This is a genomic window from Flavobacterium sp. TSSA_36 (genome assembly GCF_051547165.1).
Classification (GTDB): Bacteria; Bacteroidota; Bacteroidia; order Flavobacteriales; family Flavobacteriaceae; genus Flavobacterium.
Genome location: NZ_JBPTTP010000003.1, coordinates 343771 through 368261, shown reverse-complemented (window position 1 = coordinate 368261; position 24491 = coordinate 343771). Strand labels below are relative to the sequence as shown.

Annotated in this window: 25 protein-coding genes and 3 tRNA genes; 14 read left to right on the top strand and 14 right to left on the bottom strand. The window is 34.1% G+C overall.

The annotated features are described in order from the left end of the window. Nucleotides 1-480 precede the first annotated feature (480 nt). The 7 genes from ACSVH7_RS08265 (at nucleotide 481) to ACSVH7_RS08235 (ending at nucleotide 5179) form a co-directional block, all read left to right on the top strand. Nucleotides 481-885, top strand: a complete 405-nt coding sequence (locus ACSVH7_RS08265) for a DUF2141 domain-containing protein (RefSeq protein ID WP_024981122.1) — start codon at nucleotides 481-483, stop codon at nucleotides 883-885. A gap of 137 nt (nucleotides 886-1022) precedes the next feature. Beyond that, nucleotides 1023-1646: a hypothetical protein gene (locus ACSVH7_RS08260; RefSeq protein ID WP_438066239.1), complete on the top strand. Its 624-nt coding sequence runs from the start codon at nucleotides 1023-1025 to the stop codon at nucleotides 1644-1646. Between the two features lie 72 nt (nucleotides 1647-1718). Further along, nucleotides 1719-3074, top strand: a complete 1356-nt coding sequence (locus tag ACSVH7_RS08255; protein ID WP_438066238.1) for a histidine kinase — start codon at nucleotides 1719-1721, stop codon at nucleotides 3072-3074. Between the two features lie 2 nt (nucleotides 3075-3076). Beyond that, nucleotides 3077-3403: a 2TM domain-containing protein gene (locus ACSVH7_RS08250; protein WP_315156030.1), complete on the top strand. Its 327-nt coding sequence runs from the start codon at nucleotides 3077-3079 to the stop codon at nucleotides 3401-3403. A 2-nt stretch (nucleotides 3404-3405) separates the two neighbouring features. After that, nucleotides 3406-3711, top strand: coding sequence for a 2TM domain-containing protein (locus ACSVH7_RS08245; protein ID WP_438066237.1), 306 nt, complete (start codon nucleotides 3406-3408; stop codon nucleotides 3709-3711). Nucleotides 3712-3883: 172 nt separating this feature from the next. Continuing rightward, on the top strand, nucleotides 3884-4234 hold the full coding sequence (locus tag ACSVH7_RS08240; RefSeq protein ID WP_315156026.1) for a 2TM domain-containing protein: 351 nt from the start codon (nucleotides 3884-3886) through the stop codon (nucleotides 4232-4234). Nucleotides 4235-4411: 177 nt separating this feature from the next. After that, entirely contained in the window at nucleotides 4412-5179 is a 768-nt protein-coding gene (locus ACSVH7_RS08235; RefSeq protein ID WP_438066236.1) for a LytR/AlgR family response regulator transcription factor, read from the top strand. A 94-nt stretch (nucleotides 5180-5273) separates the two neighbouring features. Here ACSVH7_RS08235 and ACSVH7_RS08230 read toward each other — a convergent pair whose 3' ends face one another. The 3 genes from ACSVH7_RS08230 to ACSVH7_RS08220 all read right to left on the bottom strand — a co-directional run bounded on the left by ACSVH7_RS08230 (nucleotide 5274) and on the right by ACSVH7_RS08220 (nucleotide 7194). Then, nucleotides 5274-6047, bottom strand: a complete 774-nt coding sequence (locus tag ACSVH7_RS08230; RefSeq protein WP_438066235.1) for a CDP-alcohol phosphatidyltransferase family protein — start codon at nucleotides 6045-6047, stop codon at nucleotides 5274-5276. 252 nt (nucleotides 6048-6299) lie between these two features. Next, complete coding sequence (locus tag ACSVH7_RS08225) at nucleotides 6300-6560, bottom strand: hypothetical protein (RefSeq protein ID WP_438066234.1); 261 nt, start codon at nucleotides 6558-6560, stop codon at nucleotides 6300-6302. 130 nt (nucleotides 6561-6690) lie between these two features. Then, entirely contained in the window at nucleotides 6691-7194 is a 504-nt protein-coding gene (locus ACSVH7_RS08220) for a hypothetical protein (protein WP_438066233.1), read from the bottom strand. Between the two features lie 325 nt (nucleotides 7195-7519). On the opposite strand from ACSVH7_RS08220, the gene ACSVH7_RS08215 reads away from it, so the two are divergent. Further along, on the top strand, nucleotides 7520-7978 hold the full coding sequence (locus tag ACSVH7_RS08215) for a hypothetical protein (RefSeq protein WP_438066232.1): 459 nt from the start codon (nucleotides 7520-7522) through the stop codon (nucleotides 7976-7978). 12 nt (nucleotides 7979-7990) lie between these two features. Here ACSVH7_RS08215 and ACSVH7_RS08210 read toward each other — a convergent pair whose 3' ends face one another. From ACSVH7_RS08210 to ACSVH7_RS08190, 5 genes are all read right to left on the bottom strand, one after another. Next, entirely contained in the window at nucleotides 7991-9013 is a 1023-nt protein-coding gene (locus ACSVH7_RS08210; protein WP_438066231.1) for a COX15/CtaA family protein, read from the bottom strand. A gap of 64 nt (nucleotides 9014-9077) precedes the next feature. Beyond that, nucleotides 9078-10499 (bottom strand): CCA tRNA nucleotidyltransferase, encoded by a 1422-nt coding sequence (locus ACSVH7_RS08205; RefSeq protein WP_438066230.1) that lies wholly within the window; start codon nucleotides 10497-10499, stop codon nucleotides 9078-9080. Nucleotides 10500-10576: 77 nt separating this feature from the next. Further along, entirely contained in the window at nucleotides 10577-10951 is a 375-nt protein-coding gene (locus ACSVH7_RS08200) for a GxxExxY protein (RefSeq protein ID WP_438066409.1), read from the bottom strand. Between the two features lie 45 nt (nucleotides 10952-10996). Continuing rightward, nucleotides 10997-11563: an L-threonylcarbamoyladenylate synthase gene (locus ACSVH7_RS08195; RefSeq protein WP_438066229.1), complete on the bottom strand. Its 567-nt coding sequence runs from the start codon at nucleotides 11561-11563 to the stop codon at nucleotides 10997-10999. Between the two features lie 155 nt (nucleotides 11564-11718). Next, entirely contained in the window at nucleotides 11719-13284 is a 1566-nt protein-coding gene (locus ACSVH7_RS08190) for a protein adenylyltransferase SelO (RefSeq protein WP_438066228.1), read from the bottom strand. Nucleotides 13285-13598: 314 nt separating this feature from the next. Between ACSVH7_RS08190 and ACSVH7_RS08185 the strand changes: the two genes are divergently transcribed. Further along, nucleotides 13599-16103 carry a mechanosensitive ion channel family protein gene (locus ACSVH7_RS08185; RefSeq protein WP_438066227.1) on the top strand — a complete coding sequence of 835 codons (2505 nt, stop codon included), beginning with the start codon at nucleotides 13599-13601 and terminating at the stop codon, nucleotides 16101-16103. A gap of 62 nt (nucleotides 16104-16165) precedes the next feature. Here the strand turns inward: ACSVH7_RS08185 and ACSVH7_RS08180 are convergent, their stop codons facing one another. The 5 genes from ACSVH7_RS08180 to ACSVH7_RS08160 all read right to left on the bottom strand — a co-directional run bounded on the left by ACSVH7_RS08180 (nucleotide 16166) and on the right by ACSVH7_RS08160 (nucleotide 21777). Next, nucleotides 16166-17068 carry an N-acetylmuramoyl-L-alanine amidase gene (locus ACSVH7_RS08180; protein WP_438066226.1) on the bottom strand — a complete coding sequence of 301 codons (903 nt, stop codon included), beginning with the start codon at nucleotides 17066-17068 and terminating at the stop codon, nucleotides 16166-16168. Between the two features lie 29 nt (nucleotides 17069-17097). Further along, entirely contained in the window at nucleotides 17098-17553 is a 456-nt protein-coding gene (locus ACSVH7_RS08175) for a hypothetical protein (protein ID WP_438066225.1), read from the bottom strand. Between the two features lie 26 nt (nucleotides 17554-17579). Next, a complete protein-coding gene (rimO, locus tag ACSVH7_RS08170; protein ID WP_438066224.1) occupies nucleotides 17580-18893 on the bottom strand; it encodes a 30S ribosomal protein S12 methylthiotransferase RimO in 1314 nt (437 codons plus the stop codon). 349 nt (nucleotides 18894-19242) lie between these two features. Next, a complete protein-coding gene (locus ACSVH7_RS08165) occupies nucleotides 19243-20745 on the bottom strand; it encodes an OmpP1/FadL family transporter (protein WP_438066223.1) in 1503 nt (500 codons plus the stop codon). Between the two features lie 45 nt (nucleotides 20746-20790). After that, a complete protein-coding gene (locus ACSVH7_RS08160; protein ID WP_438066222.1) occupies nucleotides 20791-21777 on the bottom strand; it encodes a hypothetical protein in 987 nt (328 codons plus the stop codon). 102 nt (nucleotides 21778-21879) lie between these two features. On the opposite strand from ACSVH7_RS08160, the gene proS reads away from it, so the two are divergent. From proS to rpsT, 5 genes are all read left to right on the top strand, one after another. Continuing rightward, nucleotides 21880-23358 (top strand): proline--tRNA ligase, encoded by a 1479-nt coding sequence (gene proS / locus ACSVH7_RS08155; RefSeq protein ID WP_438066221.1) that lies wholly within the window; start codon nucleotides 21880-21882, stop codon nucleotides 23356-23358. Nucleotides 23359-23436: 78 nt separating this feature from the next. After that, nucleotides 23437-23508 (top strand) — tRNA-Glu (locus ACSVH7_RS08150). A 47-nt stretch (nucleotides 23509-23555) separates the two neighbouring features. After that, a tRNA-Glu gene (locus ACSVH7_RS08145) sits at nucleotides 23556-23627 on the top strand. Between the two features lie 40 nt (nucleotides 23628-23667). Then, nucleotides 23668-23739, top strand: a tRNA-Glu gene (locus ACSVH7_RS08140). Nucleotides 23740-23774: 35 nt separating this feature from the next. Continuing rightward, on the top strand, nucleotides 23775-24026 hold the full coding sequence (rpsT, locus tag ACSVH7_RS08135; RefSeq protein WP_438066220.1) for a 30S ribosomal protein S20: 252 nt from the start codon (nucleotides 23775-23777) through the stop codon (nucleotides 24024-24026). A 55-nt stretch (nucleotides 24027-24081) separates the two neighbouring features. Here rpsT and ACSVH7_RS08130 read toward each other — a convergent pair whose 3' ends face one another. Continuing rightward, the gene (locus ACSVH7_RS08130) at nucleotides 24082-24486 is read right to left on the bottom strand and encodes a response regulator (RefSeq protein ID WP_438066219.1); all 405 of its coding nucleotides are present in this window, start codon (nucleotides 24484-24486) and stop codon (nucleotides 24082-24084) included. Nucleotides 24487-24491 lie beyond the last annotated feature (5 nt).

The following is a 24491-nucleotide window of genomic DNA, read 5'->3' as shown; positions in this document are numbered from 1 at the left end:
TAGGATTAAATTATTTTTGACCACACTTCTATACCTCAGTGCAGGCTAGATTCATAGAATTTATAGTTTAACGACTTTCCGTAACTCGTACTAAAAATCAAAGCGTTAAATATAAACTTTGCGGCTCTGCGCCTTTGCGTGAAATTGACCTCGCAAAGACGCAAAGACGCAGAGAAAAGAAAAGATAAAGTTTTTGAATTTGACTCTAAGGTTTGTTTATAAGTCAGGCTGGGAGCAGTAAGCATAGGGCATTTCCAGCAGGCATCGTCCCGTGATCCGCTATATCTTTGCTGCCGAACCCCGTCAGCAAAGGATGCCGCTCCTCCCGGGGCTAAGAGGCAAGATTAGGTGTTTTTGGTAAGAAAAGTGTTTATACAATTCATCGTCCAAAAACAACAGTTCAGTTACAATCAATTTTAGTTTCGATTGGTACAAACTACTTTTACATCAGCATAATAAACAATCTTAAAAAAATAAACTATGAAAACATCAGTTCTTATCCTGTTCTTAGCCATAAGTGCAATGGCAACCGCTCAAGTCGCTATCAAAGTAGACATCGTTGGTCTAAAAAACAACAAAGGTCAAGTCCTAATCGGATTGTACAATTCCGAAAATCATTTTCTAAAAAAAGTCTACAAAGGCAATGTCGCTTTAATCAAAAACGCAAAAGCAACGGTCACTTTTGAAAACCTTCCTGCTGGCGAGTATGCGATTAGTGTTTTTCACGATGAAAACAGTAACGGAAAATTAGACACCAACTTTATGGGAATTCCAAAAGAAGCTTACGCGGCTTCAAACGATGCCAAAGGGTTTATGGGGCCTCCAAAATACAAAGACGCTAAGTTCCAAGCCACACAAAACAAGCACATCGTATTGAAAGTATAACCGGTTTACAATTCATCCTCAAAAAACGACAGTTCGGTCAGAATCAATTTTACAGCAGTTACATCAGTAGTACTTTTACATCATCAAAATAACAAACAACCATTTAAAAGAAATTAACAACTAAACAAATAGAAATTATGATCAAAGTTTTAACCGCCACCGCTTTATTAATTTGCAGTTTATTAGCTGCCCAAGGACAATACGAACAAGGAATGGGAAAAGCGTTCCAATTGTGGGGAGAAGGCAAAAACACCGAAGCTGCCGCTTTATTCGAAAGAATTGCAGCAGTCGAAAAAAACAATTGGTTACCTAACTATTATGTGGCTTTAGTAAATACTACAACCGCTTTTAGAACCAAAGGCAAAGACGAAGTAACAGCTTTGCTAACCAAAGCACAAAACGCTTTGGATGTAGAATTAATCAAAAACGAAAACAATCCAGAGTTATTAGTAATGCAAGCTATGATTCACACCGCTTGGATTGCTTATGACCCAATGACCAACGGACAAAAGTTATCTGGAAAAGTAATGGAACTCTACGGTAAAGCACAGGCTATTGCCCCAGAAAATCCAAGAGTGGTATTTTGTAAAGCCGAATTCGAAATTGGTGGGGCGAAGTTCTGGGGAACAGATACAACACCTATGTGTGCACAAATTGATAAAGCTATTGGACTTTTTGCTACTTTTAAACCAGAAACAGCTTTCTCACCAAAATGGGGATTAGATCGCGCTCAAGAAGCTCAAAAGAATTGTAAAAAATAGTATAAATTTCAAATCCTTTCGGAGTCAAAAACGCTGAAAGGGTTGAAAAACCAAAACTAAAAGTCAAAGAATATGGAAAAACAAAAATACAGTACACTAGAAGGAATCAAGAAAGGCTTTATAGATTGTTTGAAGATTACACTAGTATTTACGCTTGTTTTTTCGTTGTTGCAAGGGGATTTTAGCCCTCAAAGCCTACTCACTACTTTTTTAGTTAGTGCTCTATATTCTTACGGAATTGGTTTTGGAAACGGACTCATCAATGATATTTTGGATCGCCGATGGAATTGGTTAGAGCAAACGAATTTGAGAGTGTATTTTGGGATTTTTTGCACTATTTTGTACACCGTTCCTGTAGTTTTAGGAATCGATTATTTGACTTTCGTAGTGTTTCAAAAACTTGAGGTTGCTGAGTTTTTCAACAACAGAATGGTTTGGGTGCATATGTTTTATATTATTCTTTCTTTGGGCGTTTCGACCTTTATGCATGCGCGTAGTTTTATGCTCAATTGGAAACAAGCTTCTAAAAAAGAAGTATTCGAACAAAAGATTATTGCAGGAACAGCTTCGGCCAAATTCGAAACCTTAAAAAATCAAATTGATCCGCATTTTCTTTTCAATAGTTTGAATGTGTTGAGTTCGCTAATCGAGGAAAATCCAGATAATGCGCAACGATTCACCACTTCTTTATCTAAAATTTACCGCTATGTGTTGGAACAAAAAGACAAAGAATTGGTTTCTGTAGCCGAGGAATTGAGTTTTGCTAGCACTTATATGAAATTACTGAAAATGCGCTTTGAGAACAGCTTGTTTTATGAAGTTACTGCCGAAGTTCAAAATCCAGAGGCCAAAGTAGTGCCGCTTTCGCTGCAATTGTTATTAGAAAATACCGTAAAACATAATGTGGTAAGCGAGCAAAGACCTTTGCATATCCGAATTTATATTGAAAATGATTATTTGGTGATTCAGAATGATTATCAAAAGAAAGAAGTATTACAAGACCGACAAGGTGTTGGATTACAAAACATCATCAACCGATACGCAATCATTACCAAACGAAAAGTACTGATTGAACAAAACGAACAAACATTTACCGTTAAAATACCCATTTTAACCCAACAAATAACTGTTATGGAAACGACATTAAATTACAGAGAAAATAATGCGTACTACCGCGCAAAAAAGAGGGTAGAGGAATTAAAAGGATTTTATGGCAATCTGATTTCATATTGTGTAGTGATCCCCATTTTAATTTATGTGAATCTTACTTTTGTCCCGCAATTTCATTGGTTTTGGTTTTCTGCAGGTGGTTGGGGATTTGGTTTGATTATGCATGGTTTCAAGGTTTTTGGTTACAGCTCTAGCTGGGAAGAACGAAAAATTCAAGAGATTTTAAGAAAAGAAGACGAACAACAAAAATGGAAATAAAGATGGAACGAATAGATACGAATCAAGAACAAGAAGCTTTGGTTCAAATGGCCAAAGAGAGAATTAAAAAGCTGAAAGATTTTTATTTTCATATGGTATTTTTTATGCTAGGCGTTGTAATCTATGTTTTGAAAACGTATTATGGTGTACCTTTAAACTTCTTTCCGATACGTTATATCAATGGTTTTGTAATGGCGATTTGGACTACTTTTTTTGCTATTCAAGCGATTCAATTGTTTTTTACCGAAGTAATTTTGGGTAAATCTTGGGAAGAAAAGCAAATTAAAAAAATGATCGAAAAGAACAACGAAAAACAAATCTGGAAATAATTATGGAAACGAATTTTCAAGAAGGTGATAGATATTATCAAGCCAAAAAAAGAGTAGAGGATTTAAAAGGATTTTACGGAAATTTGACCTCTTATATTGTAGTGAATATATTTTTAGCGGCTATCAATTTAGTGACTTCTCCGGGATATTTATGGTTCTTTTGGCCTTTATTAGGTTGGGGTGTAGGCGTGTTCTTTCACGCGATGAAAGTGTTTAATTGGATGCCTTTTTTCGGCAAGGAATGGGAAGAGCAAAAAATCAAAGAGTTTATGGAAAAAGAAAAACAATCCAGAAACGATTGGAAATAAAAAATTATATGGCTGTCCGCTTATATGTACCAACAATTCAACTATGGAACACGGATGGTGCGGATTTTCGCTGATTTATATATGAAAACCCGTTTAAATCTGCGTCATCCGCGTGCCATTTTTATTATTGAAACAGGTAACGGATTGTCAAAAAAAATTAAACAGAAATAAGATGGAAAATAAGCAAAATCAATACGATTCATTTTTAGACAGCACTCAAGAAGAGCGTTACGATATCGCTTTTAAAAGAGTGAAAAAAATAAAAGGATTTTATGTGCATCTACTAGTCTATATCTTAGTCAATGTCGGATTTATTGCTTTGAGAGCAAGACATTTTCAAAATGGAGATACTGATTTTTGGAATTGGCAAACGTTTAACACCGCCTTCTTTTGGGGCATTGGATTGGTAGCACACGGAGCTTCTGTTTTTGGAAAAGATTTGTTCCTAGGCAAAGATTGGGAGAAAAGAAAAATAGAGGAGTTTTTAAAAGAAGAAGATAAAAAACAACAACAATGGAAGTAATGTCTGTTTTCGGTTTTCGGTTATCTGTTTTCAGTTATCTGTTCTCGGTTTTCAGTTCTCGGTTCTCAGTTATCTGTTTTCAGTTATCTGTTTTCAGTTATCAGTTTTGAGTTCTCGGTTTTCTGCTTTCCGCCTTCTAATTTCCGCCTTCTAATTTCTAACCTCTAACTTCAAATAATGACTACTATAATCATCGAAGACGAAAAACCAGCAGCGCGTTTGTTGCAACGTAAACTCGAAAAACTACAAATTAATGTGACAGTGCTGTTGCACTCGGTAGAAGAGGCTATCGAATGGTTTTCGAACCATCAACATCCTGACCTTATTTTTTTGGATATTCAATTATCCGATGGCTTGTCTTTTGCCATTTTTGAAGCGGTCGAAATTAAGAGCGCTATCATTTTTACCACCGCTTATGACGAATATGCTTTGCGTGCTTTTAAGCTCAACAGTATTGATTATTTACTCAAACCCATCGATGAAGATGATTTGGAAATCGCAGTAAGTAAATACAAATCACGAGTACCAGAAAAGGCACCTGAAAACGCTTCGCTTGCCTTAGATTTTGAAGCCATCAAAAAGATGCTGACCAACCCATTTGAGAAAAATTACAAAAAGCGATTTACGTTAAAAATTGGACAACATTTGAAGGTGATTTCGGTAGATGAAATTGAATGTTTTTACAGCGAAAATAAGGGAACCTATTTGCACACTTTTGATAACAGAGATTATCTTCTGGAAACCACTTTAGAGGTTTTGGAACAAGAATTAGACCCTGCTGCTTTTTACAGAATCAGCCGAAAATTTATCATTCCGCTAAAAGCAATAAAAGAAATTGTGGTGTACAGTAACTCTCGTTTAAAGATTATTTTGCCTACTTATAAAGCAGAAGAGGTGATTGTAAGTAGAGAAAAAGTAGCCGATTTCAAAAACTGGATTGGTTAAAAATTGACTTCATTTTTTAATTGAGATTAAAATAATTAAAATCACTGGTTATTAGTTATTTATATGTTATGTATAGAATTTGTCTATGAGGCTTTTATTCGCTAATAAACCGTTTTCTAATAGCGATAAGAACAAAAATCATCAGTGTGTAGGCAATAAAAAATGGTGCTATATATTCAATCAATTGAAGCGGCAACATTACTGCAATTACTAAGAGTTGAAATCCTAAACCATAAATGGATAACAAGGTCATAAACCAATTTGGAAACGTTTTTACTTTGTATGCCTCTTGGTCTAATGCGTGAATTATTTTATCAAAAAGCCCATAAACAATTGTGTAAATTCGGAACAAAAGAGTCACTGATTTTTGTGTTTCTCCAGGCAAAGCTTTGGGTGTTTTGTACTCAAAAATTTTACTAGTATTATCTCCTCCTACCGATTTATGTCTCAAAATTACGTAGTAATAATTGTATAAAGTTCCTTGTAGTTGGATACCAAAAAAAGCGGCAAACGCATACCAAAATGTCGTTTTTGAGACCCAACAAATGGCCATAAAAATCATAAAATTTAGGATGATATCAAAGACACTATCGAGGTATCTACCAACGTATGAAGGCTTGTTTTTTAGTCTTGCTAATTCACCATCTGCAGCATCAATTCCAGATTTTAACACAATGAAAAAAGCGGCCAAAAAGTAATGATTGGTGAGTATGCAATAAATGGCAATTAAGCCAGAAAGACCAAAAAGTAAGGTTACGTGAATAGGGGTAAACCGAGTTTCTTTTAATTGTTGGGCCAAAAATTTACCAAAAGGACGGCCATAATCAGAGAGATCGAAGAACTTATCTTGAGTTGCAAGTTTAGACATTATAAGCTGTAAAAGTAGAATGACAATATAGTCGAGGCGCAAAAGTAGTTTTATTTGAGCGGAAAAGAAGACTAAACAATAGTTTAGTTTGTGTTAAAGAAAATGGTACATTATGACTTTTATCTAAAAAAAAAAAAAAGGGCAACTTTAATCAAAAAGTTAACCCTTAAATTCCTAAAAAATGAAAACTTTGCTGTATGGTTTAGATAGTATAAAAATTATTTCAGTTATGAATTAATTATTTTGAAATAATCAATACTTATCATTTAGCAAGTAACCACAATTATATTGCTGTCTTAAACAAGCGTCTAAAGACCAAGATAAAGAATCCAAAGCTGAATAATATTGCTCTTGTAAACGATTTAGACAATTCCAATAATCTTCTGCCATATCGATTCCTTGTACAATTGTCCCAAGACCTTCTTCTACCAATCCATTAAATATAGCGCCATATAAATCAGACCATCCTGCATGATTTTCTGAACCGAATACTGGTGTACATTCCCAAGCCATAGACTCAACATATCTCCATGTTATAAAATTACAATTTGAACTAAATTGAATATAGCATCCGTCACAGTCTCCTTGTGACCTAACGTTTTGATTTACAAATAATGCTATCACTACTAAAGCCTTATAAAAACTATTCATTTGTTTTTGTATTATTTTTATACGCTTGAATTATTTCTGATGTAGGAATTTTGTGTTTACTGTTTTTTAGAAAAAAAGAAGCAAATTCCATTTTTTTATTTTTTAATTCTGGATACTTTTTAAAAATTTTTTCTTGGCAAATATTAAACTTAATTTGAGCAAGCATCCTTTTTTTAGCATCTTTGCTTCCTGCTTTTTCCTTTTGCGAAAAATAGTCATCAAATGATTTTATCTTTTTATTTTTAACGTCCTCTCTAATTTTTGACATTTTTACTTTGTCAATTTTTTCATTACGATAAGTAAGCAAATTAACATTGACTTCGTAAAAGGCTAGATCGAGTTCTTTAAATAAAGGATCATCTATAATTTTTGATGATATTTCTCCCTTAGAATCAATTATACTTTCCTCATTTTGACAAGATTGAAATTGAAATAACACACAAATTATTAAAAACATCAATATTTTTTTTTCCTTAAACAAATACTTTTGTATCATATTTTTTTATTTTGGTTGTTAATGAAATTTAGTTATTATTTTTCAATCAAATCTTAACTATCACGTGCACTTGATAATAAAAAAATAATTGCAAGAATAACTTTGTCAAAACTAAAAAAAAAACAATTTTTCAATAAAAAAATATGTGTTGTCTTTGTGTTAAATAGATTTTATTAAATAATAAAATTAACAGAAATAGCACTTATGTGTTTGAAATGAATAAACGCATTTTTATTAAACTTAAACAATAGTTTAGTTTGTGTTAAAGAAAAATAAAAATTACTGCTTTTTAGTACTTTAGTAAAGAATTCTAAATGCTTACATCATGGCAACACCTAATTTTAAAGTAATTTATGCCCTTCGTGAAACGGCAGCACAAATTCAAAATAGTGGACGTTACGAATGGGGACACATGGGAGGATGTAATTGCGGACATTTGGCGCAAAACATTACTTCATTTAGTAGAGCAGAGATACAACGGTATGCCTTGCAAAAACGAGGCGATTGGTCGGAACAAGTGATAGATTATTGTTCAACAAGTGGGTATCCAATGGATTTAATAATTGGTAGAATGTTGGAATTTGGTTTTACCAAAGCGGATTTGAGACAGCTCGAAAACTTATCTAATCCAGAAGTTCTAGCTAAAATTGGGGTGTCCTACTTGAATAGAAATGTTTTGACGGATACGGTACTTTATTTTTATGCTTGGGCTAATTTATTGGAAGATCAATGGATAGCATCTGTTCAGCTACCTGATTTTGAAACAAAACAATTGGTTTGCTAAAAAGCAAACCAATTATTTAGTGAAACGGTGCAACGTATAAGTCATAGCTGTCAATAAAAAGAAAGCTGTGATTTGGTGTGCCAATCCTAACCAAAGGGGTACGCTGTATAACAAAGTCAAAACGCCTAGTGCAAATTGTACAAACACAAGTACTACTAGCGCATTGAGACCGTTTTGTTGAGCAATTGACAAAGTGTACTTTTTGCTTTTGAAATACAATAGAACCATTAACGCCACCACAAGATAAGCGGTTGTACGATGCACGAATTGTACCCCGCTTTTTCCTTCAATTAAATTGAGAATAAAACTGTTTTTTTCGATAAATACACTGTCGTGAATGAATTGCCCATCGCTCATTAATGGCCAATGGTTGTGAATTAATCCAGCGTTTAGTCCGGCAACAAAACCACCGTAAATAATTTGAATTATCAAAAACACAAAGGCAAATCGAGCAATAGTTCTCAATTGAGGATAAAAGTTGTCTTTGTTAGGATAAATTAAATCCAAAGCCACCCAAAGGGTATAAGCGAAGGTGATGAAAGCAAAAGTAAGGTGCAACGCCAGTCTAAAATGGCTCACATCTGGATTGTCGATTAATCCGCTTTTAACCATAAACCAACCCAAAAAGCCTTGAAATCCTCCCATACACAAAAGAACAATACATTTTTTGATAGTAGATTTGTCTAATCTTTTTTTAGCTAAAAAATAAAAGAAAGGGATTAAAAACACCATCCCGATGATTCGACCAATAAAACGGTGAAACCATTCCCAGAAGTAAATGAACTTATAATCGGATAAGGTAAAATCGTTATGTATGTTGATTTTTTGATACTCAGGAAACTTTTTGTATTCTTCAAAAGCTTGATTCCATTTCGCCTCAGTCATAGGAGGAAAGGTATCGGTAATCAAATGCCAGTCGGTCATAGAGAGTCCAGAATTAGTCAAACGGGTAATTCCGCCAACCACAACCATTAAAAACAAAAGAAAGCAGCCAGAAAGCAGCCAAATGATAACAGGTTTATTAGATTTAGTCATTTTTTTAGTGATAAAAATCAATTATTTAATTGCAAATTTATGGGTTTGGCAACGAAAAAAAGGGCTAACAATCGTTAATCTTTAGGCCTAATTTGGCTCCTTTTTTTAAGATAAATTCATAAGCGGCTTGGTACTCATTTTGTATTTCTCCTTCTAAAATAGCTTCTTTAACGGCTTCTTTTAGGATGCCAATTTCTCTGGAAGGTTTTAAATTGAAGAGAGCCATTATTTCTTCGCCACTTATTGGAGGTTGAAAGTTACGGACATGATCTCGATTTTCTACTTCAACAATTTTTTTGCGAACAATTTCAAAATTACTATGGTATTTTTTGAATTTATTTGGGTTTTTAGTAGTTATATCTGCTTCACAAAGCGTCATTAAGTTTTCTACATCTTCTCCTGCATCAAAAACCAAACGACGTACTGCTGAATCTGTAACTGTGTCCTGAGCCAAAACAATTGGTCTCGAACTCATTACAACCATTTTTTGTACAAATTTCATTTTGTGATTCAACGGCATGTGTAACCTTTCGAAGATTTTCTTAACCATTTTACCTCCCAAAAACTCGTGACCGTGAAACGTCCATCCTTGTTTTTTGTTGAAGCGTTTGGTAGGAGCTTTTCCAATATCGTGCAATAAAGCCGCCCATCGCAACCAAACATCTTCGGTGTTAGGGCAAATGTTATCGACTACTTCAAGGGTATGATAAAAGTTGTTTTTATGGGTGTGTCCTTCTATTTCTTCTACTTGATTCAAAGCTGTTAACTCTGGTAGAATCAATTCTAATAATCCTGTTTTGTAAAGCAATAAAAAGCCCAAAGAAGGTTTTTCGGTCAAGAGAATTTTGTTTAACTCTTCTACAATACGTTCTCCTGAAATGATTTTTATTCGCGCTGCGTTTTTGGTAATCGAAGACAAAGATTCTGGGTGAATGTCAAAACCTAATTGCGTAGCGAAACGGATGCCTCTCAACATCCTCAAGGGGTCGTCCGAGAAGGTAATATCTGGGTCAAGCGGCGTTTTTATCGTTTTAGTTTCTAAATCCGAAATTCCACCGAAGGGATCTAAGAGTTCTCCATAGTTAGACGGATTCAAAGACAAAGCCAAAGCGTTTATGGTAAAATCACGGCGGTTTTGATCATCTTGTAAGCTTCCATTTTCTACGATAGGATTTCGGCTATCGTGGGTGTAGGATTCTTTTCTGGCGCCAACAAATTCGATATCAGTATCTTCAAAACGGAGCATTGCGGTGCCGTACGTCTTGAACACTTGTACCTTTGGTTTTTTAGGTAAAAGTTCCGAAACTTTGAGGGCCAATTCGATACCACTGCCCACGGCCACCACATCGATATCTTTTTTGGAGCCTCTTTGTAAAAGTAAATCCCTAACAAACCCGCCAATTACATAACTCTCTATGTTTAGTTCTTGGGAAGCTCTCGATATTACTTCGAATATTGTGTTATTAAGTGCTGATTTATAATTCATATATTGCATTTGCCACGAATTCACGAATTACTATTAATTATTTTATTCTTGAATGATGGCACAAATTTATTCTTGGGTTAGAAAACTATTCTTTTGTATTCCAATGATTTATTGTTAAAATTTACTAAGATTGCTAGTTTGTTTGATGAAACTTTTAAGTAGTTAATACATTGTGCAATGTGTTTAGTATCTATTTTTTCACAGGACTTTAATTCTATTATAATTGTATCAAAAACCACAAAATCAGCATAAAATTTATGTTTTAAAATGATGTCTTTGTAGTGCACACTATATTCTTTTTCTCTTTCAAACGGAATGTTATGTTTATTAAATTCATATTCTAATGCATCTTTATATACGATTTCAGAAAAACCACCACCAAGATTATTATGGACATCAAATAAAATTCCCATTATTTGAAAACTTTCTTCTTTGTGAATAATTTGTGTCATCATTTTTTTTTTAATTAGAATTTGTGAATTCGTGGCTTGTTAAGCCTACTTTCTAATGATTTTAACCTGCGAATCATTCGTGAGTTTTATTATGGTTGAAGGTTTTCCGTTGATTTTTTCGTGCTGCAAATTTACAACATAGTCTACGCCTTTTATAATTTCTTGACTAATTTCTTTGAAAGATAATGGTGTGGGTTGTCCAGAAATATTAGCAGAAGTAGACACTAATGGCTTTTTCATACGTTCTAGTAATTTAAAGCAAAAAGGTTCTTTTATCAGTCGAATACCTAATGATTTGTCTTCAGAAATTAAATTAGGGGCTACATTTCTTGGATTATCTAGTATTAAAGTGGTGGGCTTTTCGGATAAATCTAGAATTTGCCAAGCTACTTCGGGAATCTCCTTGAATACATTGTACATCATTTTTTCCCCATTCATCAAGCAAATCATACTTTTGCTTTCGGTTCTACGTTTGAGCTGATATATTTTAGCCACGGCTTCAGGATTTGTTGCATCACAGCCTATACCCCAAACGGTATCTGTAGGATATAGAATGATACCGCCGTTTTTTATTACTTCAAAAGCATTGATAATCTCTTGATTCATCTGCATTTTATTTTAATGATTTTGACTTTGTTCCATAAAATGCAAAACTATCCATTTGATTTTTGATAGCGTATAAAAAAAAGTTTTTTTTCTTTGTTCAGAAATGGATTCTAGATGAATTTTATCTATTGTTCTAAAAAGTGTTCTAGTTCTGAAACTTTTTAAGAACTACAACTTAACATCGAACAACCAATTTTGTCTTTTGCCCAATCGGGGCGTTTGGTGTACCATTTCTCATATTCTGGCTGTTCTTGATATGGGTTTTGTAAAAGTTCGTATAATTCGTTTAGTATGGTATAGTCTCCTTTTTCTGCGGCATCAATACACAATTGTGCCATATAGTTGCGAAGCACATATTTTGGATTAACTTGATTCATAGCGTTGCTTCTTTCCGCATCAGATACGATTTCTAATTGAAGGCGATCAATGTATTTAGTGAACCAATTGCGCCATCTTAAAGCAATATTTTCATTACAATCATTAGTATTATAAAAGGCGAATTCTATTTTTGTTAAAGCAGTTTCTGGGGTATCATTTTTAAGCACTAAACTCAAGTTTCTAAAGAAAATAGTCATATCGGTTTCTATTTCTTGTAGCAAATCAATAAGTTCTTGAATTATGTTACGGTCATCTTCGTTTTTTGTTTGAAATCCCAATTTTGATTGCATCATTTGTAGATAGTTGGAGTCATACTCTTTGGTGTAAGCGTCCAAAATTGCTTCCAGAGGTTGCGTTTCTTCGATTAATGGATATAAGGCATTGGCCAATTGATACAAATTCCATAAGCCAATTTGAGGTTGATTTTCAAATCGATATCTTTTGTGTTGATTGTCTGTTGTATTTGGAGTCCAGGTTGGGTTGTAGTCCTCTAGCCATCCATAAGGCCCATAGTCAATAGTAATGCCGTGAATGGACATATTATCAGTATTCATTACACCATGAACAAAACCTACTCTTTGCCAGTTGAGAATCATTTCGAGAGTACTTTTAGAAACTGCTTCAAAAAAATGGATGTATTTTTCTTTTCCTGTTTCTTTTATAGATGGGAAGTGATGTTGAATGGTAAAATCAGCGAGTAATTTCAGATTCGTGTGATCTTGTCTGGCGGCAAAAATTTCAAAATTTCCAAATCGAATAAAACTCGAAGCCACTCTACAAACTATAGCTCCTTTTTCGTAAGCTGGATTCCCGTTGTACATAATGTCTCTCAGAACTTCGTCTCCTGTTACAACTAGTGAAAGGGAACGGGTAGTGGGTACTCCTAAATGTTGCATGGCTTCGGCACACAAATATTCTCTAATGGAAGAACGTAAAACAGCTAATCCGTCTGCGGTTCGTGAATATGGGGTTGGTCCTGCACCTTTTAATTGTAGTGTAAAGTTTTTTCCTTCGTGTGTCACTTCCATTACATTAATAGCTCTTCCATCGCCTAATTGTCCTGCCCAATTTCCAAATTGATGACCCGCATAACACATGGCAAAAGGTTGTGTGTTGGGATACATTTTTGTTCCTGAGAAAACGGCCAAGAAATCATCACTTTTCAACTCTTCTTCTTGTAATCCAATTTGCTTCGCAACATCTATACCTACGTGAATTAGTGATGGATTTGATGGTACTTTGGGAGATACGGATGAAAAGCAAGCATTGTAAACTTGCCTTGGTGTATTATTTTGATTTGAATCAAAAGGAAGTGCCTTTGTAAATAGCGGATTTAGTTTTAAGTTCATTACAGCGTTTGCGAGTAGTTAACAGTTATTCATTGGATGAAACCGTAAAAGTAAGAATACCTATTTTTTATATCTTTCTTTTTGAGGTCTAATTAACGATAACTGAGGTTTTTTTTTGGAATACTTTTGAAAAGGAAGATTTATTTTATGATATTTAAACTAAAGTATTGATATTGTTTGTTTTGTGGTAATTATAATCTTATTTTTTAATAATTTTAGTAACCAAAACGGGAGGTTTTTCTCTTTACATGAATTGTTTAGTTTTTACACAATGTTTATAAATTTCTTATACTTCACTTAATTCTTTAATAACTATGTTGACATTCTATTTATTCTTATTTGAAAGAAGGAAGCGATTTACTTTGATTTTCCTTTTCTTGATTCTGTTTTTTTCGGGATTAACATCTGATTTATTGGCTCAAAACACGGATCCCCAAACTTTGGATACTTTGTTGCAAAACATCAAAAAAACCGATAAGCAAATGAAGCAACTCAATAAGGAGAGCTTTACGCAAAGTAAAGAAAATTATGAGTTTAATGTCTTGCTGAACAAACAAAACCATTCTTTTAATTTATTAAACGAACAGATTCAAAAAGCTAATGCGGTATTGAAAGAAGGTATTGATTACAAAGGCTTTACAAAAGAGTTGGACTTATTGGTCAAACTGAAAAAAAATACCACAAGGGGAATCGTAACTAACGAGAGTAAAATGCAATCTGCCAGAGATTTATCGGCTACCTCCTTACTTTTGAAAGAAATTCTAAAAAGAACAAATTCTCAATTAGAGAAAATTTCACTAAACAATGAATCTTTGAGTAAGATTCAACGAAGAATGGATTCTTTAGCCGCGGATAAAATCTTATATGAAATTCCAGTGAAAGAAGCTGCTAAGAAAAATTATGTGCAACGTATGGTTTTTATAGCCAATGATTTAAAATTGGTTAATTCTAGTTTGAAAAATGCCATTGATAGTATTCAAAAACTCGAAGTTAAAGGCAAAGTTTTTAAGTACAGTTTAGAAACAGATTTGGCACTTGTTAACAACGTTAGAAAGGCAGTCAGTGAAAATATAAATAATGCGCTTCCTGATATTGTTTATTCAGAATCCAAGGATTTTACTTTTAAGCAGACTCTTATTCAGTCACTCTATAAAGGGTATTTGTCTTTTGTTTTTTACGGAGCCAACCAAGTAGATAATTTGATTGTATTTTTCTTCTTTACAGCTTTTTTGACTATTTATTTGCGACTTATTCGGAAAAAATTCAAGCAGGCCAATCTCTATAAAAATTTAAAATTTCCTGGATATGTTTTAAATTATCCTTTAGCCGCTTCGGTTTTGATCATGATCTCTATTTTTCAATTCTTTTTGCCATCTCCTCCTTTTGTATTTTCGGGTTTGTTGTGGCTGATTTCCGGAATTGCAATTACACTTATTTCTTTTCGTTCGACGAGTAGGTATTGGTTCAAAGTATGGTTGGTAATTTTTGCATTAAATATTATAGCCATTTTGGATAATTTAATTCTATTGTATACTCCTTTAGAAGGAAATTTGGTGCTATTAATGAGTATCATTGGAATACTATTTGGATTTTATGTTTTGGTTAATAGTAGAAAAAGTGACAAGGAATTTAAAGAGAAAAGTTTTACAGTTGCATTTGTTATTTTTTTAATATTCCAAGTCTTAGCCATCTATTATATGGTACATGATTGCTATAATTTAGCTAAAATTTTAATGACAAATGGTTTTTTTACGCTCATGATTGTATTCCAATTAATTTGGTCTTTTGGTTTAAGTATCGATACTTTTAATTTTTCGAAGCATTTGTCATTATATCATCAAGAAGATTTTGAACGAAAGCAAAATGAACAAGCGGACTTTAAAATGCCTCTTTTTGTCTACTTTTTGTTTTTTGTAGGTTGGTATATTTTAGTAAGTCGAAATACCTATAATTTTCAAAATTTTATAGATCCAATAGCTGCCGCTTATTTTGAGGAAAAGCAATTTGGTGAGTTTAAATTTTCCTTTCATTCGGTTTTTTCATTCTTTTTTATCATTTTTCTTTCAGGATTAAGCGCTAGAATCGTAACGCTTTTAGCTACAGATACCAAGCCCAAAGGACAAGAAGCAACCGGTAATGGATTGGGGAGTTGGTTGCTATTAATTCGTATTTCGTTAATCACAATTGGAGTCATTATAGCATTTGTATCGGCGGGTATTCCCATGGACAAGATTGCTTTAATGGTTAGTGCGCTGAGTGTGGGGATTGGTTTTGGTTTACAAAATTTGACTAATAACTTAATTAGCGGGTTGATCATCGCTTTTGAAAAACCTATCAACCTTAATGATATCGTTGAGGTAGGTGGGCAAACCGGGAAAATGAAATCCATTGGAATTCGCAGTAGTGTTATCACCACTTGGGATGGGGCGGATGTTATCATTCCTAATGGAGATTTGTTAAGTAATCAGTTGGTAAACTGGACTATGGGGAGTAATCGCAGGCGATTTGAGCTGGACTTAGGGGTGGCTTACGGTTCTGATTTGGAACAAGTAACAGTTATTATAAAGAAGGTTTTGAATGCTCATGATTTAGTATTAAAAAATCCCGAACCCATGGTTTGGCTCACAAAATTTAATGATAGCTCCATCGATTTTGCTATAAAATTTTGGGTGCCTCATTTTAATTTTGGCAATGATGTTAAAAATGATATCATTATTGCTATTGATGTTGCTTTCAAAGCGAATGGAATTGAGATCCCTTTTCCACAACAAGATTTGCACATTAGAAGTAATCAAACCGGAAATAGCGATGCTGTATAAGAAAAAGAGTAATTTAACTCATGAAAAAAAGGCTTTTTGATCAAATTCAAAAAGCCTTTTTTTTATTGTTTTTTATATATAGAATAGATTACGTCAAGTGTTTTTTGATCGATTATTGGAGTGAGATCGGTTTTGATGTAATGTAATTTGAAAGCACTAATGGCAGCATTTAAATTTTTAGTATCATAACCAATAATTCTTAAAGCCATTTCAATATTAAAATCAGTTGGTGCTTTTTCAAGTGTTTCCTCTGGCCAATAGCCAAATCCTTTTTCTGACAATAATTGCCAAGGAAATAAAGCACTAGGATCTACTTTTCTAGAAGGAGCAATATCAGAATGGCCTATAAAATTTTGAGTTGGGATATTATAATCCTTCTTTAATTTTGTTAATAAGGCAATCAAACTATTAATTTGAGCTTCGGAAAATGGTTCCTTGCCATTATTATCTAATTCTATGCCGATAGAAGCAGAATTGATATCACTATTTCTTCCCCAAGTTGCATTTCCGGCATGCCAACCTCTTAAATAATCATTTAACATTTGAACTACCTTTCCATCATCACCTATTACATAGTGAGAGCTAACTTGAGTACGCTCTAAAGTAAAGGTTTTGATTGTTTGTGGTAATGAATCTTGTGCAGTATGATGTATGATTACAAAATTTGGTTTACGTAAATTAAAGTTGACTGTGCCTATCCATTCTGTTTTGATATTTTCAAGGGTAGTAGGTCCTTTTTTGTAAATTGAATCTGTTAACTTACTGATTTGTTTAGTAAAAAGAGTGTCAAGTGTAGTGCTGGTATTAATTGTTTTTAATTCAACACTTTCTTTGTCAGCTAACTTTTTTTGAAGTGTTTTAAGTTGCTCTTCGTATTTTTTGTTGCTTTCTTTATAAGGGTTAGTTCCACAAGAAGATATGAATATTCCAGCAGAAAATAAAATCAAATAGTTTTTAATAGTCATGGTTGTGGTTTTGGTTAATTAATTTGAATTTATTTTTTTTTCTTTTTTTTGAAACCGTCTTTCACGATTTTTTTATAAAGTTCTTTTTGGTCAGGGTTTAATAGTTCTAATATTTTACGATCTGTGTTTTCGGAAATCACTTTAAGATCTTCTCCTTTGCTTTCGTTTGAAGTTTCTTTTTTGATAATTATTCCCTGTGCGTTTAAACTTTCTATTAAAATATTTTTTACAGCAATTTCTTGAAGTGCATCCAAGGTTAATTCAGCTTTTAAATTGTCAATTACCTTACTGGCAGTTTCTTCGTTTGAAGGCGGTTTTGGAGCACTTTGTTGTGTTGGAAGCTGACTCATTTGATTCATTTGTCCCATTCTACCACCATTACCATAGCCATTATTTCCGTAACCGTTGTTGTAATATTGTGCCGAGCTATTTTGAGTGAATAAAAATCCTAGCGTTAGAATAAGTATAGATATTGCTTTTCTCATGTTGTTTTTTATTTCAAATATAATAATTAAACCGGTTCACCATATAAGTCGAACTCTGTAGCTTCGGTAATTTTTATGCTTACAAATTCACCTGTTTTCAAATAATGTTTTGCTGCATCTATCAAAACTTCATTATCTACATCAGGGCTATCAAATTCTGTTCTGCCAATAAAGTGTGCTCCTTCTTTGCGATCAATAATACATTGAAAGGTTTTGCCAACTTTTTCTTGATTCAAGTCCCATGAAATTTGGGATTGTAATTCCATAATTTCATTCACTCGATCTTGTTTTACTTCCTGAGGCACATCATCTTCTAGTAGAAAAGCATGCGTATTTTCTTCATGAGAATAAGCAAAACAACCCATTCTGTCAAATTTCATTTCTTGAACAAAATTTTTCAATATTTCAAAATCTTCTTGAGTTTCTCCTGGATATCCCACAATTAGGGTGGTTCTAATAGCAATTCCGGGAACCGTTGCTCTAAAATCTTTTAATAATTGTGTGGTTTTTGCTTGAGTAGTTCCGCGACGCATTGATTTCAGCAACTTGTCTGAAACATGCTGCAACGGGATGTCGATATAATTACAAATTTTTGGCTCTCTTTTCATGATTTCCAATACATCCATCGGGAATCCGGTAGGAAATGCATAATGCAAACGAATCCATTCAATACCTTCCACTTTTACTAGCGCTTCTAGCAAATCGCCAAGGGCACGTTTTTTATATAAATCAAGACCATAATACGTCAAGTCTTGCGCAATCAAAATCAATTCTTTTACGCCATCTTTGGCTAATCCTTCTGCTTCTTTAACCAATTTTTCAATGGTTTGAGACACATTTTTTCCTCTCATTAACGGAATCGCACAAAAACTACAAGGTCTGTCACAACCTTCCGAAATTTTTAAGTAGGCATAATTTTTAGGTGTTGTAGTCAAGCGTTCGCCTAATAATTCATGCTTGTAATCTGCTCCCAAAGCCTTCAATAAACCGGGTAATTCTGTGGTGCCAAAATATTGATCTACATTTGGAATTTCTTTTTCTAAATCGGGGCGATATCTTTCAGAAAGACACCCAGTAACAAAAACTTTGTCGACTAATCCTTTTTCCTTTTTATCGGCATATTCCAAAATCATATTTACTGATTCGGCTTTCGCGTTATCAATAAATCCACAAGTATTTATTACAATAATGTTACCTTCATCAGCTGCCTTTGCTTCATGTGTAACCTCTTTTCCGCTTGCTCGAAGTTGCCCCATTAACACTTCACTATCATATACATTTTTTGAACAACCTAAAGTAATTACATTGATCTTGTTCTTTTTTGACGACTTTGTTCTCATAATTTCTATCCCCTTTCTTCTTTGAATCGGCAAAATTACGCTTTTTTTCTAGTTCAATTTCTATGAAATACAAAAAAGGTAATTTTCGTATTATTTTATGAACTCATGAAAACCTTTGAATATTATGAAGTCTCAGTAAACCCTTATTCCGTAAAAGAAATCTATTAAAATTGAAATAGGTCATCGCTTTTAAATGTATTTCTGAGGTTTTTTGGTTAAAAAATGTGAATTTTAGCTTTTGTGTTGGACAATAATAATTTACAATGCCTTATGAATAACGAATGATTTTATAAAAAAAACGAAGCCTAAACTTGAAAGAATAGGCTTCGCGTATACCATTGAGGTCGATTTACAATTCAAATAACAAGGTCAGTGAAATGTTGTTATTTAGGGTATCAATGCTAGCGGCGTCTGTTAGGCCAGTATTGAAAAAGCCTTGTTGGTAATTTCTTTTGCTATAAGAATAACTCAAATCCACTTTTGTTGCTCCAAAATTATAACCAAAACCACCTGAATAACTTGTTAGATCGCCAATCGTAGTTTTGTTTTTATAAGGACTTTCTTCGCTACGATATCCTGCTCTTATGCTTAATGCTTTAATTCGGTATTCAGCACCAATGCGTATTTCAGAAGTACTTGTTAAAGTTGTATTCATCTCACGGTTCAAGTCCATAAAATAAGGGTCATTTGATGGTCTGAATTTGGTAGCACTATAGTCTTTAAGCGCATAATCAAAACTGATTAACCCTTTTTTACCAAATACATAAGCTGCGCTTCCGGTAATTTTGCCGGGTGTTTGTAATCGGTAAGGGTCATAATAATTGGTGATTCTTGGGTCAATCACATCGGCAGGTAATTCACCTGTTACATTACTTCGTACCGAGCTTAGTCTTTGAGTAAATTCATCGCTTAAGCTAAGCCAAGTAGGTGATTCATACGTTAATCCCATTCTTAAACCGTCAGTAATTTTTGCGATAGCGCCTAGTTGAAATGAAAAACCTGTGGCATTAGTGTGTAAATCGTTACTAAAACGCATTCTATTAATACGATCATCAGTAGTCAAGCTATTGTCGTTATCCTCATAGAAGCGTTGAGATTGTGTATAATTTGAAAAATGAGAATTCAAATTCACCCCGATATAAAGTTTGTCTTTGTAAGCTGTAGAAAAATTAAAGGATAGTTTTCCGTTGTATCCATTAGAATAGATGGCATTTTCTTGATAATAATTGCCACCTTCTCGCACATTGGAAGTGTAAGCAGTATTAGTAGTAGAATTTGAAACAGGATTGATTAAGTAGCCTTGGTAGCCTAAAAAAGCTTGTTGTTCTTTATTGCTTAGTTGTCCATAATTTCCGTTTTCAAGGGTGCTCAATGGAACGCCATTGGCATAATTTACAAAATAACTACCAATTGAATTTTGTCTATTTACCCCTGCAGAAAATTGTGAATTGTCAAAATTGTTAATGTTTTCATAGTTTACTCCAAAAGTAATTTTGGTCCAGTTTGAATTGCTATTCTGGTTTTTGAATACGAAAACAGCACCTGCTTGATTGATATCAAAACTATTTTCAGAATCACTTGTTTTGGTGCCAAAATAGTTGGAATTATTTTTAGTATCATAATTTGTCAACGTTACTCCAACTTGATTATTGTTGAAAACAGAACTACCAGCAGGATTAGAATTAATGGCAGAAAGATCAGCTCCTAAGGCTCCAAAAGCGCCTCCCATGGCTCTATATCTTGCGGTACCATTAAGATTGTCTACGGAATAGCGTAAAGCGTCTCTGATTTCTTGTGCATTACTGGAAACTGTAAGTAAAGCTAAAGCAAATACAATAAGATTATTTTTCATTTTATTTAATTGTTTAAAAAATACATTGAACTGTTATTGTAGCTGTTATCCTCTGCCACCTCTGCCACCTCCGCTGGAAGTTCTACCACCACCACCTGATGAGCGCATAGTTCCGCTAGAGGAACTTGGAGAATAAGTTCGAGACGGGCTATAATTACTACTTCTGCTGCTAGATGAAGAATTGTTGTAATTACGGCTTTCACTTCGGGTACTGTTTCTGTTGTAAGTGGAATTTGAATTATTGTTGTATCCAGGATTAGCAGTTGAGGTGCTATTTCTTCGGTTAGAATAATTGCTATAATTAGTGTTTGAGGTATTGTTTCGGGTAAAATCAGTACTACCTCTTCGGTTGCTAATTCCGTTAGAAGTATAATTTCTGTTGAAAGAATTGGAACTCATTCTATTGTTACTACCATTAGTAGAATAAGATCGGTTAGTATAGCCTGAGCTTCTTCTACTCGAATTATAGTTGTAGTCGGTGTATCTATTATGATACGCCCAATTGCCTCCAGGATATCCCCACCCTGTGTTCCAGCCCCAGTTGGGTCCGTACCAATTGTTCCAGCCCCAGCCCATATTCCATCCCCAGTTCGGGCCGTACCAGTTATTCCATCCCCAACCACCATACCAACCATTCATGCCCCATCCCCAACCAGGACCATACCAATTGTTCCATCCGTTATCGTTAATATAAATAGTGGTAGATTGAGGATTGCTACCCCAACCGGCATACCCTGTATTTGGTGCCTGAATACTGTCATTAAATGCAATAGCATTATTATAACTCTCTACATCAGTAAAAATTTCCGAAGATCCATCGGTACTTTGTAAGGAGTTAAAATATTCTTGGTACTGAGTTCCTGAATTATTTTGAGTAGCATTGTAATTACGAGAGGTATTTGTGGTGTAAACACCATCACTTTCATAATATGAACTGTTTTGATAAGATCCGCAGGAAGTGAAAAGTAACATTAAAAATCCAACAAAGTGTAATTGGTACGTATTTCTTGGTGAAAAAAGAGTAGTTTTCATATCTATGGGATTTTTTATTGTTGAACAATACAAAAATAGTTAGTTTTGCCTAACGTAAAAGTTAAAAATATTAAAAACAAAATTTGTGCCAAACTATTAAATATGAGCAAGAACCTTACTACAAGAGAAGAAGATTATTCAAAATGGTATAATGAGCTGGTTGTAAAAGCGGATTTAGCAGAGAATTCAGGAGTTAGAGGCTGTATGGTAATCAAGCCATATGGGTATGCAATCTGGGAAAAAATGCAATCAGAGCTAGATCGCATGTTTAAAGAAACAGGTCATCAAAATGCTTATTTTCCTTTGTTTGTGCCCAAAAGCATGTTTGAGGCCGAAGAAAAAAATGCTGAAGGTTTTGCAAAAGAATGTGCTATTGTTACGCATTATCGATTAAAAAATGATCCAGACAAACCAGGAAAGTTAATGGTTGATCCAAATGCAAAATTAGAAGAGGAGTTAATTGTTCGTCCAACTAGTGAAGCTATCATTTGGTCTACATACAAAGGTTGGGTCCAATCCTACCGTGATTTACCATTGTTGATTAATCAATGGGCGAATGTAGTACGATGGGAAATGAGAACGCGTTTGTTTTTAAGAACTGCTGAGTTTTTGTGGCAAGAAGGGCATACCGCTCACGCTACAAAGGAAGAAGCTATTGAAGAATCAGAGAAAATGATGAATGTGTATGCTGATTTCGTTCAGAATTTTATGGCTATACCCGTTGTAAAAGGATTAAAAACAGAAACAGAACGATTTGCTGGCGCTGAAGAAACCTATTGTATTGAAGCTTTGATGCAAGATGGTAAAGCCTTGCAAGCTGGTACATCACATTTTTTAGGTCAAAATTTCGCCAAAGCTTTTGATGTTAAGTTTGCCAATGCGGAAGGCAAGCAAGAATATGTTTGGGGAACTTCTTGGGGAGTTTCAACCCGATTGATGGGAGCTTTAGTTATGACGCACTCTGATGACAAAGGATTGGTTTTACCTCCTAATTTGGCGCCAATTCAAGTTGTAATTGTGCCTATATATAAGTCAGATGAACAATTGCAAGCGATTTCAGCTGCTGTTGCAACTGTTTCGACTACTCTACGCAAACTTGATATTAGTGTTAAGTATGATGATAGAATTACTCAAAAACCAGGATTTAAATTTGCTGAGTGGGAATTAAAAGGTGTTCCGGTTCGAATTGCAGTGGGTCCAAAAGATTTGGAAAATGGAACTTTTGAAGTGGCTCGACGAGATAATTTGTCAAAAGAGGTAGTTGCGGCAGATGGAATTGAAAATTATATTGCTACTTTACTTTCGCAAATTCAAACGGATTTATTTAATAATGCGCTATCTTATAGAGAAAGTCATAGTACAGAAGTGAATAGTTTTGAGGAATTTAAGTCTGTTTTGGAAGGAAAAGGTGGTTTCATTTCAGCGCATTGGGATGGTACTGCAGCTACTGAAGAAAAGATAAAAGAATTGACAAAAGCAACCATAAGATGTATTCCTTTGGATAGAGTAGAGGAGGCGGGAAGCTGCGTGCTTACTGGTGATCCTTCGGTTGGGAGAGTGTTGTTTGCCAAGGCATATTAAAAAAAAATAATTTTTTTTGCATCAGCTATTGTGCTTCTCAAAAATAGTTGTATTTTTGCATCCGCAATACAGAAGCAGGGTCCGTTCGTCTATCGGTTAGGACGCCAGGTTTTCATCCTGGTAAGGGGGGTTCGATTCCCCCACGGACTACAAATTTTGTTTTCAATATAGTTTTCCTGAACTCAAATCAGGAGATTGGTCCGTTCGTCTATCGGTTAGGACGCCAGGTTTTCATCCTGGTAAGGGGGGTTCGATTCCCCCACGGACTACAAGTTAAAAAGAATAGGAACCCAAACTTAGAAGAATATTGGTCCGTTCGTCTAGGGGTTAGGACGCCAGGTTTTCATCCTGGTAACAGGGGTTCGATTCCCCTACGGACTACAAAAAAACTAATTTAAAGATAAAAAATAATTACGATGGCAAATCATAAGTCAGCTCTAAAGAGAATCAGAAGTAACGAAAAGAAAAGAGTGTTAAATAGATACCAACACAAAACTACTCGTAATGCTATTAAAGCACTAAGAATTGCTACAGATAAAGTTGATGCTACGGCTAAATTGTCTGCTGTTATTTCTATGATTGATAAGTTAGCTAAGAAAAATATTATCCATGATAATAAAGCTTCTAACTTAAAATCTAAGTTAACTAAGCACGTTTCTAAATTGTAATTATTTACAATTTTATATAGATGTAAAACCCCTTTTTTAAAAGGGGTTTTTTTGTTTACTTTAATTTTTCATTAAGATATTCTAGCATGCCTATGGTTATTGGTTTTGGTAGAAAGTCAGTAACAATGGGGAATATCTTTGCTTTTGCTAGGTCTTGAGGATCTACAGTAGAAGATATGATGATTACCCTAGTGTTTTTGTTGAATTTGTTATATTCGTCTGTTGTAAATATTTCTAAAAATTTCCATCCTCCCATCACTGGCATATTAAGGTCTAAAAAAATCAAATCAATCTTCGGATTCTGGTCAGGGTTATCTTTAGCTGATTTGTAAAAGTTTAATGCCTCTTCTCCGTTTAGGGCAGTCACCACTTCTTTAGCGAATGCTATCTTTGAAATGATTTTTTTACTAATCATCAAAGAAATTGGATCGTCGTCAATGCAGAGAATAGTGTTAAACATAAAAT